11 protein-coding genes are annotated in these 15,473 nt (G+C 60.1%); 4 read left to right on the top strand and 7 right to left on the bottom strand.

Going from position 1 to position 15,473, the window contains the following annotated elements; genetic code table 11:
• The first annotated feature begins 68 nt into the window (after nt 1–68).
• From QMM04_RS04440 to QMM04_RS04430, 3 genes are all read left to right on the top strand, one after another.
• Nucleotides 69–3,374, top strand: coding sequence for an autotransporter outer membrane beta-barrel domain-containing protein (locus QMM04_RS04440; RefSeq protein WP_282995714.1), 3,306 nt, complete (start codon nt 69–71; stop codon nt 3,372–3,374).
• A 355-nt stretch (nt 3,375–3,729) separates the two neighbouring features.
• Nucleotides 3,730–7,176, top strand: coding sequence for an autotransporter outer membrane beta-barrel domain-containing protein (locus QMM04_RS04435; RefSeq protein WP_282995713.1), 3,447 nt, complete (start codon nt 3,730–3,732; stop codon nt 7,174–7,176).
• Between the two features lie 73 nt (nt 7,177–7,249).
• A complete protein-coding gene (locus QMM04_RS04430) occupies nt 7,250–7,675 on the top strand; it encodes a thiol-disulfide oxidoreductase DCC family protein (RefSeq protein WP_058758774.1) in 426 nt (141 codons plus the stop codon).
• Here the strand turns inward: QMM04_RS04430 and arsC are convergent.
• From arsC to QMM04_RS04415, 3 genes are all read right to left on the bottom strand, one after another.
• Nucleotides 7,672–8,100: an arsenate reductase (glutaredoxin) gene (gene arsC, locus QMM04_RS04425; protein WP_282995712.1), complete on the bottom strand. Its 429-nt coding sequence runs from the start codon at nt 8,098–8,100 to the stop codon at nt 7,672–7,674. The two genes, QMM04_RS04430 and arsC, sit on opposite strands and share 4 nt — an antisense overlap.
• Before the next feature lie 17 nt (nt 8,101–8,117).
• Entirely contained in the window at nt 8,118–9,401 is a 1,284-nt protein-coding gene (locus tag QMM04_RS04420) for an arsenic transporter (RefSeq protein ID WP_127834867.1), read from the bottom strand.
• A gap of 69 nt (nt 9,402–9,470) precedes the next feature.
• Nucleotides 9,471–9,824 carry a metalloregulator ArsR/SmtB family transcription factor gene (locus QMM04_RS04415; RefSeq protein ID WP_021509466.1) on the bottom strand — a complete coding sequence of 118 codons (354 nt, stop codon included), beginning with the start codon at nt 9,822–9,824 and terminating at the stop codon, nt 9,471–9,473.
• 348 nt (nt 9,825–10,172) lie between these two features.
• On the opposite strand from QMM04_RS04415, the gene QMM04_RS04410 reads away from it, so the two are divergent.
• Nucleotides 10,173–11,468, top strand: a complete 1,296-nt coding sequence (locus tag QMM04_RS04410; RefSeq protein ID WP_021509465.1) for an MFS transporter — start codon at nt 10,173–10,175, stop codon at nt 11,466–11,468.
• Here QMM04_RS04410 and QMM04_RS04405 read toward each other — a convergent pair.
• From QMM04_RS04405 to QMM04_RS04390, 4 genes are all read right to left on the bottom strand, one after another.
• Nucleotides 11,465–12,364, bottom strand: coding sequence for a LysR family transcriptional regulator (locus QMM04_RS04405; RefSeq protein ID WP_059012271.1), 900 nt, complete (start codon nt 12,362–12,364; stop codon nt 11,465–11,467). The two genes, QMM04_RS04410 and QMM04_RS04405, sit on opposite strands and share 4 nt — an antisense overlap.
• Before the next feature lie 142 nt (nt 12,365–12,506).
• Complete coding sequence (locus tag QMM04_RS04400; protein WP_059012269.1) at nt 12,507–13,622, bottom strand: M20 family metallopeptidase; 1,116 nt, start codon at nt 13,620–13,622, stop codon at nt 12,507–12,509.
• Complete coding sequence (locus QMM04_RS04395; RefSeq protein ID WP_166710291.1) at nt 13,622–14,377, bottom strand: glutamine amidotransferase; 756 nt, start codon at nt 14,375–14,377, stop codon at nt 13,622–13,624. The genes QMM04_RS04400 and QMM04_RS04395 overlap by 1 nt, the downstream gene beginning before the upstream one ends.
• A gap of 14 nt (nt 14,378–14,391) precedes the next feature.
• Nucleotides 14,392–15,471 carry a phosphotriesterase-related protein gene (locus QMM04_RS04390; protein WP_132463775.1) on the bottom strand — a complete coding sequence of 360 codons (1,080 nt, stop codon included), beginning with the start codon at nt 15,469–15,471 and terminating at the stop codon, nt 14,392–14,394.
• Nucleotides 15,472–15,473 lie beyond the last annotated feature (2 nt).

Below are 15,473 nucleotides of genomic sequence, written 5' to 3'. Positions count from 1 at the left end.
CATCGCCGCCGTTTAAACCGTTAGGTCGTATCCGTCCGGGTTCGACATAATCAGAATCAGGAAAAATCATGAACAAAAATTATCGTGTTATCTGGAATTATGCCCAGCAATGTTATGTCGTGGCCTCGGAACTGGCGCGCGGCAAAGTGAAGTCTTCCTGCTCTGGTGCAGCGACAAATAAATCATCCCTGATTATCGGCGCGCTGGGCTCGGCGCTGCTGCTGGCTGGTTCACCGGCGGCGCTGGCCTCTTCTCATGGCGCAATGGTAAACGGCCCTGAGGATAAGCTGGAACTGAGCAACCAGACGCTGCAGGCGACCGGTAACGATCGTTATGGGCTGCTGGTGCAGAATGGCGGGCAGGCCAGCGCCACGGATGTCATCGTGCTCAATGATGGCAATAACGGCTACGGTGTATTCTCCACCCTTGCGTCTTCTGCGATTGAGATGACACGCGGCAGCGTGCAAACCACGGGCGATGGCGGCTACGGTGTGGTCGCCAGCCGGACTGGCACTTTAAAACTCGATGGCACCCGCGTGGAAACCACCGGAAAAACCGCCTACGGCGCCTACGCTTCTTCGGCCGGTATCATTAACAGCCAGAACGCAGACTATATAACGCACGGCGACAGTGCCTATGGTGTTTATTCGCGCGCTGCGGGTTCGCTGATCGATATCACAGGCGGCAGCGTCACCACCAGTGGCACCAAGGCTTATGGTTTGGTGGCGGGTTCCGGCGGCAGCCTGACTGCGGATGGCGTAAATGTGGTCACCCATGGCGACCAGTCCTTTGGTGTTTTTGCTAACCTGGCCGGGACAGAAGTTACGCTGGCAGGTGGAGCAGTGACGACCAGCGGTACCAACGCCTACGGTCTGGCAGCGATTTCCGGTGGCAAACTCAACGCCAGCGGCGTGCAGGTTGCGACCAGCGGGCAGGATGCCCACGGTCTGTACGTCGCTGGCTCGGGGACGATGACCGCCTCAGATGCCCACGTCAGCACCTCTGGCCGGAATGCACATGGCGGCTACGCCAGCGGCGAGGGCTCTGTGCTCAACGTGGACAATAGTACATTTGTGGTTACTGGCGCCGGTGCTAATGGCCTGCTTGCAGATCCAAAATCGACGCTGAATGCGTCGAACTCTGAAATAGAAGTTACCGGCAGTGGTTCAGGCGTGGCCGCCAATGGTTCCGGAACGGTGCTGAGTCTCTCTGACAGCCGGATAAAAGTCGGTCAGCAGGGCGGATATGCAGCGTTTAGCTATGACAACAGTACTATAAATCTGAAGAACGTAGATATTGTCACTGATGCAAACAATTCAGCGCTGTTATCAGCATTTTCAGGCGATATCAATGCCGAAAATGTTTCTGTACAGGCACGCAGCGGTGGTTTCGGAATTCTGGTGCAGGATGGAAGTACATTCACCGGGCAGAATATCACCATTGATAAAAGTGGTATCGATAAAGATGGCTTTAACGCCGCGCTCAACATCCAGAATGTGTATAACCCGGACCTAATCAATTACCTTAATCTGGCTGATTCGAATATTAATATTACAGGCGAAAATGCCACCGGCATTCTTTCTCAGAGCCAGGCCATGCTGGCGGACACTAAACTCGCCAATACCCGCGTCACCGCCACCGGCGGCACCGCCGTCAATGTGCTGACCGGCACCAGCATGAACATCGACGCTAATAATTCGGTGCTGAGCGGCAGCACGCTGCTGAAAACCGGCTATAACACAGCAGAAGGTTCAACCGCCGGGTCAGTGGTACTGAACGGCAGCAACCACTCGCTGTTCATCGGTGACGTGGACATCGACCGCAGCCAGACGCAGGACAGCCAGATCAACCTGAGCGGCAGCTCGGTGTGGACCGGTGCGTCATCCGGCCTCAATACGCTGACGCTGAACGACAACAGCCAGTGGAACATCATGGACAACAGCAGCGTGGATGCGCTGACCGCGAACAACAGCGTGATCAACTTGGCGCACAATACCGCGAACTTCACGGTGCTGACCGTCAACGGCAACTACACGGCGGACAATGCCACGCTGGTGATGAACGCGGCGCTGGGCGGCGACACCTCGGCCACCGACCGGCTGCACGTGCTGGGCGACGTCAATGGCAACACCGACGTGGTGGTGAACAACGCCGGCGGCAGCGGCGCGCAGACCATTCAGGGCCTGCAACTGATTCAGGTGGACGGCGCGACCAACGGCGAATTCCGTCAGAAAGGGCGTATTGTCGCCGGTGCCTATGACTACAACCTGGTAAAAGGCGCGGATCAGCACGGCTGGTATCTGGTGAGCGACAAAAACGGCAGCGAGACCGATCCGGTTAATACCGATCCGGTGACCGCACCGGGCGAAGGCACCGGCGGTGACATCATCGCGCCGCCGGCGGAGCTGCACAATATGATCGTGCGCCCGGAAGCGGCGAGCTACAGCGCCAACCTCGCGGCGGCCAACACGCTGTTCGCCACCAGCATGGACGATCGCCCGGGCGTCACGCAGTACACGGACGCGAACGGCCGGCAGCAGCACACCCGCCTGTGGCTGCGCAACAGCGGCGGTCACAACCATCAGAAAGACAGCAGCGGCCAGCTGAAAACCGACACCAACCGCTATGCTATCCAGCTGGGCGGTGACCTGGCAACCGGCACGCTGCACGGCGCGGACAGCCTGCGCCTCGGCGCGATGGCCGGCTACGGCAACGCGCAGAGCAAATCGCGCTCGGCGGTGAGCGGCTATCAGTCGCGCGGTCAGGTGCACGGCTACAACCTGGGCATTTACGGCACCTGGCAGCAGAACGCGGCGGCGCGCAGCGGCGCGTTTATCGACAGCACGCTGAGCTACGGCTGGTTCGACAACAGCATCAAGGGCGAGGACATCGGCGAGGAGTCCTACAAGTCGAAGGGCATCCTGGCGTCGCTCGCCGGCGGCTACAGCGCCGAAGTGGCGACGCTCTCCGAGTCGACCGGCTTCTGGCTGCGTCCGCAGGCGATGCTGAACTGGCAGGGCGTGAAGGGCGATGACCTGACGGAAGGCAATGGCACCCGCGTACGCGGCACCGGTGAAAATAACCTGCAGAGCCACGTCGGCGTGCGCGCCTCACTGCGCTCCGGGCTGGAGCAGGGGCGCAGCGTGGAGCCGTACGTCGAGGCCAGCTGGGTGCACAACACCCGCGCGCTGGGCACCTCAATGAACGGCGTTACCATCCATCAGGCCGGCACGCGCAACGCCGGTGAGCTGAAGCTGGGCGTCGATGCCACGCTGAATGCCAACGTCAACCTGTGGGGCGGCGTAGCGCAGCAGCTGAGCAGCCACAGCTACAGCGACACCAGCGCCATCGCCGGCGTGAAGGTCAGCTTCTGATGCTCAACGGCTCCCGCAACGGGGGCCGTTTTTTTATGCCCGCCCGCGTTCTCCGCTTTTGTTTACTGCTCACCTGACGTGTTAACACAGAATTAATTGATCTGGAACATAGCGCGGCGACTTACTTTTTGTAGTCCTGCGACTACAGCCGTATGCCGGTGCTCTCATATTCACCCTTCCGCGATTTTGCGAATATTTTCCCATCAGCCGCTCTGGCAGAGATTAATTAAGGCCGGTAAGACAGCGCATCACCGTAAATAGCGTGATGGCTGTGTATTCCGCGCCTGCCCGTTAATAACCGCTTATTCCGCTTATTGCCGGAAGGGATTGCTTTAACCTGAATCAGGAAAAGAATATGAACAAGAGCTATCGCGTTATCTGGAATTATGCCCTGCAATGTTATGTCGTCACCTCGGAACTGGCGCGCGGCAAAGTCAAATCATCCTGCTCCGGTAAAGCGGCGAATAAATCAGCACTGATCGGCGGCGCGCTGGGCTCGGCGCTGCTGCTGGCCGGTTCACCGGCGGCGCTGGCGGCCAACGGTGCCACCATCAGCGATCCGGCGCAGCCGGTTGAACTGAATAATCAGACGCTGCAGGCGACCGGTGACAAAGCTTATGGACTACTGGTGCAGAATGGCGGCAAGGCAAGCGCCACCGACGTGACGGTGCTGAATGCCGGCACCAGCGGCTACGGTGTGTTTTCCACCGTCGGCGCTGCCTCTGCGGAGATGACGCGCGGCAACGTGACCACTACCGGTACCGGCGGCTACGGCGTCGTGGCCAGCCTGACCGGCGCTGTGAAGACCAACGGCACAAAGGTGGAAACTTCCGGCCAGACCGCCCACGCCGCGTATGCCTCTTCAGCAGGTATCATCAACAGCACTGACACCGACTATGTCACTCACGGCGACGGCGCGTATGGTGCTTATTCGCGCGCGGCGGGTTCGCTGATCGATTTAACCGGCGGCAGCGTTACTACCGACGGTACCAGGGCCTACGGTCTGGTGGCGGGATCTGGCGGCCTACTCAATGCCAGCGATGTGCAGGTGAACACCAGCGGCGACCAGTCTTATGCTGTGATGGTCGCTGACAAAGGTAGTGAACTGACGATGACGGGCGGCAACGTGACCACGACCGGGATGAAAGCCTACGGCCTGGCCGCGGGTTCCGGCAGCAAGCTCAGTGCCAGCGGCGTACGGGTGAGAACCAGCGGTGACCAGTCGAATGGCGTGACCGCTAACAATACCGGTACTAAAGTGAACCTGGAGAACAGTACGTTCACAACCGCCGGAGCCAGCGCGATTGGTCTGTATGCCGGCAGCGCTTCAGCTTTAAACGCCAGCAATGTGCAGGTTAGCACCAATGGCGACCATGCTTATGGTGTATATACCGCGAGCGGCGCACATCTTGATGTTTCAGGAGCAGAAATCACGACCTCCGGCCAAAATGCTGATGCTGTCTATGTAAGCGGTGAGGGTTCGCAGTTAAATATCGATAACACGACCATAGCTGCCAGTGGTGGCGGAGCCAATGGTCTTAAAGCTGATGGGAAATCAACGCTTACTGCCGCTAACACTAATATTACAGTCACTGGCAGCGGCTCAGGTATCTCTGCGTCCGCAGACGGTACAGAACTGAACCTGACAGACAGCCGCATTGAGATGGGGCATGAAGCCGGATATGTAGCTTATGTCACGTACGGCAGCATTGCTAATCTCAGGAATGTTGAGATTGTTACTGATGCTAGTAAATCAGCGCTGCTTACCGCATTTTCTGCCACGACCAATGCGAGCGATGTTTCCGTAGTGGCTCGCGGCGGTGGCTATGGCATCCTTGTACAGGATGGCAGCACATTCACGGGAAATAACATCACTATTAATAAAAGCGGTATCGATGCCGAAAGGTATAACGCCGCTATCAGCTTGCAGAATAATTATATTTTTGATTTAACCAATGCCTTGTCATTAACTAATTCAAATATCAGGGTTTCCGGCGAGAATGCTACAGGTATTCTCTCCCCGACGCAGGCCACGCTGGCGGATATTAAACTGGCGAATACCGCTATCACCGCCACCGGCGGCACCGCCGTTAACGTGCTGACCGGCACCAGCATGAAAATCGACGCCGACAACTCGCTGCTGAGCGGCAGCACGTTGCTGAAAACCGGCTATAACACAGCAGAAGGTTCGACCGCCGGCTCGGTGGTGCTGAACGGCAGCAACCACTCGCTGTTTGAAGGCAACGTAGACATTGACCGCAGCCAGACCACCGACAGCCAGATCAACCTGAGCGGCAGCTCGGCGTGGACCGGTGCGTCTTCCGGCCTGAATACGCTGACGCTCAGCGACAACAGCCAGTGGAACATCACCGGCAACAGCAGCGTCGATACGCTCAACGCCAGCAACAGTACGCTGAACTTCACCCACGACGGCGCCGGCTTCAGCACCCTGACGGTCAACGGCAACTACAGCGGCGACAACAGCACGCTGGTGATGAACGCGGCGCTGGGCGACGACCACTCCGCCAGCGATAAGCTGCACATCCTCGGCGACAGCAGCGGCAGCACCGACGTGGTGGTCAACAACGCCGGTGGCAGCGGTGCGCAGACCCTTCAGGGCCTGAACATCATTCAGGTGGATGGCGCTAACAACGGCGAGTTCCGTCAGAAAGGGCGTATTGTCGCCGGTGCCTATGATTACAGCCTGGTGAAGGGCGCGGATCAGCACGGCTGGTATCTGGTGAGCGATAAAAACAGCAGCGAACCCGATCCGGTGGTGACGCCGGGCGAAGGTGAGGGCGGCCAGATCGTCGAGCCGCCGGTAAATCAGCACAACATGATCGTGCGTCCGGAAGCGGCGAGCTACAGCGCCAACCTGGCGGCGGCCAACACGCTGTTTACCACCAGCATGGACGACCGTCCGGCGGAAACCTTCTACACCGACGCCAGCGGCCAGCAGCAGAGCACGCGCCTGTGGCTGCACAACAGCGCCGGCCACAGCCGGGTGACAGACAGCAGCGGCCAGCTGAAGTCAGACACCAACCGCTACGCCATTCAGCTGGGCGGCGACGTGGCGAGCGGCACGCTGAGCGGCAGCGACAGCCTGCGCCTCGGCGCGATGGCCGGCTACGGCAACGCGCAGAGCAAGTCGCGCTCGGCGGTGAGCGGCTACCAGTCACGTGGCCAGGTTAACGGCTACAGCCTGGGCGTGTACGGTAGCTGGCAGCAGAATGCGGCAGAGCAGAGCGGCGCGTTCGTCGACAGCGCGCTGAGCTACGGCTGGTTCAACAACAGCGTGAAGGGCGATGACATCGGCCAGCAGTCGTATAAATCCAAAGGCATCAGCGCGTCGCTGGCCGGCGGCTACCGCGCCGAAGTGGCGACGCTGAGCGACAGCACCAGCCTGTGGCTGCGTCCGCAGGCGCAGCTGAACTGGCAGGGCGTGAAGGCGGACGACGTGAAAGAGCAGAACGGCAGCCGCGTGCAGGCCACCGGTGAGGATAACCTGCAGAGCCGGCTCGGCGTGCGCGCCTCGCTGCGCGCACTGCTCGACCCGCAGTCGCAGAGCGCCGTCGAGCCGTACGCCGAAGCGAACTGGCTGCACAACAGCAAGGCGTTCGGCACCGCGCTGAACGGCGTCAACATTCAGCAAGCGGGCACGCGTAACGCCGCCGAGGTGAAGCTGGGCGTGGACGCGCGGCTGAACGCGAACGTCAATCTGTGGGGCGGCGTGGCGCAGCAGCTGGGCAACCACAGCTACAGCGACACCAGCGCGGTGGCGGGCGTGAAAGTCAGCTTCTGATAAGTGACATATAATAGAACCGGTGGGGCGTGTCGCCTCACCGGTTTTTTTGTATCTGCAATGCGGAGGTAAGGTGTCATCATCCGTACAACCCGAGTCCGGCCAGCCGATCATTCTTTATGATGGACAATGCAAGCTGTGTAATGCCTGGGTGATTTTTCTGCTGCGCCACCGCTTGCCGCGCGATTATCACTTTGCGGCGATCCAGAGCGAGCGCGGCAAACAGCTGCTGCAGCGCGCCGGATTACCGCACGATAACATCCGCACTATCGTGTTACTGCGCGATGGGCAGCACTGGCTGCGCGCGCAGGCCATCTGTCGCATTATGTACTCGCTGCCCTGGCCGTGGCGCGCCTGTGGCGTTCTGCGTTATCTGCCGGACGGGCTCACTAACCTGATCTACAACCTGATTGCCCGCAATCGCTATCGCCTGTTTGGCCGTTATGACCAGGTACACGCGATTGAAGCAGATTATCCCGGACGATTTCTGACCGACTAAAGACTGACGCGCCGGCCCTGCGCATCAATCACCACCTCACCATCCTCTTTAGTAAACGGACCGCGCTGCGCATCGGGCAGGATATCCCGCACCTGCTCAGAAGGACGGCACAGACGCGTTCCCAGTGGCGTCACCACAATCGGGCGGTTGATGAGAATCGGCTGCGCCAGCATGGCATCCAGCAGTTGCTCATCGCTCAGCGTTTCACGTACGGGCCCCAGCGCCTGCCAGGCGTCGGTGTTTTGACGCACCAGCGCGCGCAGACCAATCCCCATGGCGTCGATCAATTGCTGCAGCGTTTCACGCGTGGGTGGCGTAACCAGATAAAGCACAATGGTGGGCTCGACGCCGCTGTTGCGAATCAGTGCCAGCGTATTGCGCGAGGTGCCGCAGTCCGGGTTGTGATAGATGGTAATGTTAGTCATTGTCAGTCTCTTAACGGTCAAAGGGAAAGGCGCAGCGCCAGAGCTGCCAGCGTCACGGCCAGCACCGGTAACGTCAGGGTGATGCCGACGCGAAAATAGTAGCCCCAGCTGATGCGAATCTCTTTTTGCGCCAGTACGTGCAGCCATAGCAGCGTTGCCAGACTGCCAATCGGCGTGATTTTCGGACCCAGATCGCAGCCGATAATGTTGGCGTAAATCATCGCCTCGCGCACTACGCCCTGCGCCGTGCTGGCATCAATCGCCAGGGCGCCCACCAGCACCGTCGGCATATTATTCATGATGGAGGAGAGCAGGGCGCTGAAGAAGCCGGTGGCAAACGTTGCGCCCCACAGGCCAGTGGAAGAAAAATCGTTGAGCAAGCCGGTGAGCCAGACGGTCAGCCCGGCGTTGCGCAAACCATACACCACCAGGTACATGCCGAGCGAAAACACCACAATCTGCCACGGAGCGCTGCGCAGCACTTTACGCGTATCAATCACCTGACCCCTCCGCGCCACCAGCCACAGCATCAGTGCGCCTGCGGCGGCCACGGCACTCACCGGTACGCCCAGCGGCTCAAGGGCAAAAAAGCCAGCCAGCAATAAGAGCAGCACCAGCCACCCCGCGCGGAAAGTAGCTCGATCCCGAATTGCCGCCGCAGGCGACGTCAGCCGGGCGCGATCGTAGCTGAGCGGTAGCTCTTTGCGGAAAAACAGGTGCAGCATCAGCAATGTCGCCAGCACCGCCGCCAGCGTGACCGGCACCATCACAGCGGCGTAATCGCCAAAGCCGATCCGGAAATAGTCGGCCGAGACGATGTTAACCAGATTGGACACCACCAGCGGCAGGCTGGCGGTATCGGCGATGAACCCGGCCGCCATGACAAACGCCAGCGTGGCCCCCCGGCTGAAACCCAGCGCCAGCAGCATCGCGATCACGATAGGCGTCAGAATCAGCGCGGCTCCGTCATTGGCAAACAGCGCGGCCACTGCGGCGCCCAGCAGGATAATAAAGGAGAACAATTTTTTACCGCTGCCACCGCCCCAGCGCGCCACGTGCAGTGCCGCCCAGGCAAAAAAGCCGGCCTCATCAAGCAGCAGGCTGATGATGATCACCGCGATAAAGGTGGCGGTGGCGTTCCAGACAATCTGCCACACCGCCGGGATATCGCCGGGATGCACCACGCCCGTCAGTAGCGCCAGAAGCGCGCCGGCGCTGGCACTCCAGCCAATGCCCAGCCCGCGCGGTTGCCAGATCACCAGCAGTAAAGTAATGGCGAAAATAGTCCCTGCCAGTAACATGTTTCCTCCGGAAAGTCAGGTTGTGTTCGTTTCATATATGGTAAATCGAATATGTATGGGTAAAATTTTTTACAGACACACCGCCCGGCCATCGGTGGTCAGCTGGTCACGCTGCACCGGCAGCAGCAGGGCATGGATCGCATCGCGCTGGCATTGCCATGCCTGTTCGATCACCGTCGCTGCCCACACCGGCATATGTGGCGAAAGGCGATAGTGGATCCACTTGCCGTCACGACGATCGCTCAGCAAACCGCTGTTGCGTAGCAGCGCCAGATGACGGGAAATCTTCGGCTGCGGCAGTTGCAGAATGGCAGACAGCTCGCACACGCACAGCTCCTGACGTTCTTTCAGCAGCAGCACCAGCGTCAGACGCGTCTCATCGGAAAGGTTTTTAAACAGCTGCAGTGGCGTTAGCGGCGACATAATCCCTCCTGAATGGAAAGCAAACAGTGTGGTGCGGCGACGTGATGAAGTCAACTACATATGCGAAAAAAGAGATGTGTTTATCCTGTGATGCGCCAGGCTCACCGTGAGCGGCTTGAAGCTGGTCACAAATCTGTATTGTGGTGCCCGCGGGCCTGAGCGGAGTAAAAACGGGGCTGGCTTTGTTAACTCATTGTTAATATTGAGGGTGGCCCGTTGCCGGCAGCGATTAATGCGCCGCACGCATCACGCCATGCGTTTATTGCGCTTATTAACCTTAACGTTCTGATCCAGTCTTCCGAAGCAGGCGCGATTGATAACAGCGCCAGGGACAAACTGGAGATACTTATGCATTCCTCTGCCTTACCGATGACCACCCGAGCCCGGGTTGGCGCTATTTTCCGCGTCACCTCCGGCAACTTCCTCGAACAGTTTGATTTCTTTCTGTTCGGTTTCTATGCCACCTATATCGCGCACACCTTTTTCCCCGCCAGCAGCGAATTCGCGTCGCTGATGATGACCTTTGCGGTGTTTGGTGCCGGCTTCCTGATGCGGCCGATTGGCGCGATTGTGCTGGGCGCTTATATCGATAAGGTTGGCCGGCGCAAAGGGCTGATCGTCACACTGTCGATCATGGCGGCGGGCACCTTCCTGATCGTGCTGATTCCGTCGTACCAGTCGATTGGCCTGTGGGCGCCACTGCTGGTGCTGATTGGTCGTCTGCTGCAGGGCTTCTCGGCCGGGGCAGAACTGGGTGGCGTGTCGGTTTATCTGGCAGAGATTGCCACGCCGGGGCGCAAAGGTTTCTACACCAGCTGGCAATCCGGCAGTCAGCAGGTTGCCATCATGGTCGCGGCCGCAATGGGCTTCGCGCTCAATGCTGCGCTGGAGCAGAGCGCCATCAGCGCCTGGGGCTGGCGTATTCCGTTCCTGTTTGGCTGCCTGATCGTGCCGTTTATCTTTATTCTGCGCCGCCGTCTGGAGGAGACGCAGGAGTTCAGCGCGCGCCGTCATCATCTGGATATGCGTCAGGTATTTAGCACGCTGTTGCAGAACTGGCCGGTAGTGATTGCCGGGATGCTGATGGTGGCGATGACCACCACCGCGTTCTACCTCATTACCGTCTATGCGCCTACCTTCGGCAAAAAAGTGCTGATGCTGAGCGCCTCGGACAGCCTGCTGGTGACGCTGCTGGTGGCGATCTCCAACTTTATCTGGCTGCCAATTGGCGGTGCGCTGTCGGACCGCTTTGGGCGTAAACCGGTGCTGCTGGCGATGACGCTGCTGGCGCTGGCGACCGCCTACCCGGCACTGACGCTGCTGGCGCAGACGCCGACCTTCAGCATGATGCTGAGCGTGCTGCTGTGGCTGTCGTTTATTTACGGCCTGTATAACGGTGCGATGATCCCGGCGCTGACCGAAGTGATGCCGGCAGAAGTGCGCGTCGCCGGTTTCTCGCTGGCCTACAGCCTGGCAACGGCGCTGTTTGGCGGCTTCACGCCGGTGGTGTCTACCGCGCTGATCGAATACACCGGCGACAAAGCGTCACCGGGTTACTGGATGAGCTTTGCGGCGATTTGTGCGCTGCTGGCGACGCTGTACCTGTATCGCCGCCGCGCGCTGACGTTGCAAACCGCGCGTTAAGCGTGATGAGACTGTTCGATAATCAGCTTTTCCAGTTCCGCAGCGACGTAAGATTGCATACGTCCGCTGCGGCGAATTAATCCCACCGAACGGGTGACCTGCGGATCGGTCAGCGCCAGCTGGCGCAGCAGCGGATGCCCGTTCGCCGGCATCGACATCGCGGGCACGGCAGCAATGCCGATGCCCGCTTCTACCATCCCCAGCAGCGTCGTGACATGGCGCGTTTCGCAGATGCTTTGCCGGGCGGGCGTAATGTGCGCCAGCGCGTTGTCCAGCAGATTGCGGTTACCGGACACTTTATCCAGCGCCACATAATCCTGCGCAAAATACTCCTGCCAGCTGAGCTGCTGGCGCGTCGCCAGCGGATGATCGTGGCGACAGGCGGCGACGTAAACATCTTCCACCAGCGGCGTGAAGGTGAGCTCCGACGGAAGATTGCGCGCAAAGCAGATACCGAAATCGGCCTGTCCGCTGCTGACTGCATCCATCACGTTGCCGACGCTGCTGTCTATCAGCTTGATGCGCACGCGCGGGTAACGCGCCTGAAAGCGGCGGATCACCTCCGGCATAAAATAGTAAGCGCCCGAGGGCACGGTAGCGACGGTGATCAGGCCGGTGCGATCCTGGCTGGCGCGCTCGACGTCGGCCAGCATCGATTCGACATTATCCAGCAGCTGCTCCGAGCGCTGAGCAAAGTTCTGGCCATACAGCGTTAGCGTGACGCGCCGCGTGGTGCGGTCAAACAGCCGGGTGCCGAGCGCCGCTTCCAGCTTCTCAATTCTGCGGCTGAGCGCTGACTGCGACAGGCAGATTGACTCCGCCGCCAGACGAAAGTTGCCGTACTCCACCAGCGCGCGGAAGGCGTAGAGATCGTTGAGGTCAAAATTGACGGGCATAACCGCGACTATCCTGCGTAATAACGCCAGCACACTGCGCCGCTGACGTTAAAAAGTTGTTATAGCCGACGAGTGTAACAGGCTGCAGGGCGTTTCCGGCGGCGCAGAGGGAAAAAATCCGCTTTTAGCGCATCAGCGGCACTCAGCGCATCCATTCAGCGATGAGCTGCCCGTAAATCTGCTCAGCCTCGCTCAGACGGCTCACCAGGCAGTATTCATCAGTCTGGTGCGCCTGCGTCGGCTCACCGGGACCGAGAATAATGCAGGGCAGATCGCCGAGCGCCGGCATCAGCAGTGAGGCATCGGTAAAATAGGGCACGATGCGCGCTTCCGCAGGTTGCTGCGTCACGGCTTCGCAGGCACGGTACACCGACTGAATCCACTGGTGCCGCTCCGGGCTCAGCACCGCTGGCAGATCGACCAGCGTGCTGATGTGCACGCTGTCACCGAGAAAGGTCGCCAGCTGCTGGCGAATCACCGCGTGTTGCAGGTTGGGCGCGCTGCGGATATCCACATCAAACGCGGCGCGGTCAGGCACCGAGTTGATGTTGAGGCCGCCCTCAATGCGGCCGACGTTCAGCGTCGGCTGTTTCATCAGCGGATGCGGCGCGCCCGGTGAAAAGTGACGAATTTTACCCAGCGCATCAGCCGCCAGGTAGATGGCGTTGATACCCAGCTCCGGCATGGCTCCGTGCGCGGTTTTGCCACGCGTTTCGCAGCGCAGCCACAGCGCGCCTTTGTGGCCGATCACCGGCTGGTTGGCGGTCGGCTCGCCCACGATCAGCGCGCCAATTTCAGGCAACTGCCCGGCCGCGATCAGCGCCTGCGCACCATGGCAGCCGGTCTCTTCACCGCCGGTCAGCAGCAGTACCACGCCGCGCCCGGCAGCAATCGCCGCTTTATGCTGCACGCAGGCCAGCACAAACGCCGCTACCGCCGCTTTCATATCGCTGGCGCCGCGCCCGTAGAGCCGGTCGCCATCAATGTCGTGACCAAACGGATCAAACTGCCACGGCTGATTACCCAGCGGCACGGTGTCCAGATGGCCGGTAAAGGCCAGCGGTTTGCCCGGCATCTGGCCCGGCAGGCGGGCGATCAGGTTGGCGCGCTGCTCGCCAAACCCCGTCAGTTCGACAACGAAGCCCTGCTCTTGTAGCCACGCGGCGAGGAATTGCACACAGGCCAGCTCATTGCCCGGTGGATTGATGGTGTCAAAGCTCAGCAGCTGCTGCGCCAGAGGCAGTGAGCGCGCTGGCATCAGTCACGCTCCGTCAGCCAGTCGAGGCAGTTGATCCACAGCTGGCGATAGCCCGGCCAGCGGCTGAACTCTTCCGGCAGCCAGTGAGCTGACATGTCACTGGTCCACACCAGCGAGCGGCCTTGCTGATATTCGCGCACCGCCAGCAGCGGATGGCCGGTGCCCGCCACGGTGGCCAGCAGCGTGCCTTCCGGCTGCATCTCTACTTCGTTGTAACCGAGCAGCCACGGCCAGTCGCCGGGAAGATCGGTAACCACTTTGTGTGACGTTGTCACCTCAGCGTAACTGCCTTCCGGCGTTTCGATACGGTCGTCCCAGGCCAGACAGCGCACCGGCAGCACTTTCTCCACCAGCGTATTGCGATAGCGTGCGCCGCCGTTAATCCCCTGAAAACTGTAATAGCCGCCTACCATCATTAATGCGCCACCCGCGGCAACATAGTCGTGAATCAGCGCCAGGCGATTGGGCGTGCGCCGGCTTTTCAGCCAGGTGTCCGGATGCAGCAGCAGGGTATTGGCACCGATATCGGACAGTATAATCACGTTCCAGCGCTGCAAATCCTCCAGCGTCTGCGGAAAATCGGTGGCGGCGGCGTGGGCCGGCATATGCGTGACGGCATAGGCGCTCTCCTGCAGCGAGGCGAGAAAATCCGCCGCACCGCTGTGCCAGGTGGCGGTAGCAAACTGATCAAAGCCTTTTACGTGCGTTGCGGTACTGGTCCAGGATTCACCGACCAGCAAGACGTTCTTTTGCATGCCAACTTCTCCGTTTATCCGCCAAACACCCGTTGCGGATTAGTGATCATCAGGGTTTCGAGTTGTTCGCCGCTGACGCCATGACGTTTCAGGCGCGGCACAAAATGTTTGAGGATGTAGCCATAGCCGTGACCGCCGTAGCGCGTCAGCATGGTTTTCAGGAACACGTCCTGGGACAGCAAAATCTGCGGCAGATAACCATCGTCGATCAGTGCGCAAATGGCGCGCGCGTTCTCCTCATCGGACGGTGACTGCGCCGATTCGTCGGCGTAGTAGTAGCTCATGCCGATCATGTCGTATTCGAGGAACACGCCGCGATCCGCCAGCTCGCGCTGGTAGGTTTTGTCGGCAAAGCTGGGGTTCATGTGACACAGCACGGTGTGGCGCAGATCGGCGCCTTCCTGCGCCAGAATATCCAGCACCTTATGGCCTAGCCGCTCCCAGCCCGGCAGATGCACCTGAATCGGTACGCCGGTGGCGGCGCTGGCGCGTCCGGCGGCACGCAGCGACTTCTCTTCATCCGGCGTGAAGCGGCTGGAGATGCCGATTTCACCGATCAGCCCGGCCAGGACCTCCGGCTTCTCCGGCAGTCCGCCGAGGTCATAAATCAGCTTGTCGGTCAGCTGTTCCACGCTGATGGTTTTTACCCACTCCGGATGCGACGGCTCCAGATACAGGCCGGTGCCCATCACAATATTCAGGCCGGTGAGACGGGCGATGCGCTGCAGCGCTTTGCCATCGCGGCCGATGCCGATATTGGTCGGATCGATCACCGTTTCGCCGCCCAGCGCGCGGTATTTCATTAGCTCGTCAATTGCGGTGTCGACGTCAAACAGCTGGCAGTTGTCGCGGCTCATCAGCGGGTTGAGTGACAGCTCGCCGAGGTTTTCGATGCGCACCGGCATTTCAGCAATGTGGCGGTCGCTACAGCAGCAGGGCGGCACCCATTTACCGGAGGCATCCAGTAAAATGTGCTCGTGCATCAGCGTGACGCCCATCTCCGCCACCGGCAGCGGACCGAGCACCGTCATCACCTGACCGCTGCTGACGCCGAGCGGCAACGGATCCGCATGGCGAAAAATTGATCCTTTCATGG

It is taken from the genome of Pantoea sp. Pa-EAmG, from assembly GCF_030024295.1.
Lineage (GTDB): Bacteria > Pseudomonadota > Gammaproteobacteria > Enterobacterales > Enterobacteriaceae > Pantoea > Pantoea dispersa.
Note: the sequence above shows the minus strand (reverse complement) of the source record. Positions and strands in the feature narration are given on the sequence as shown.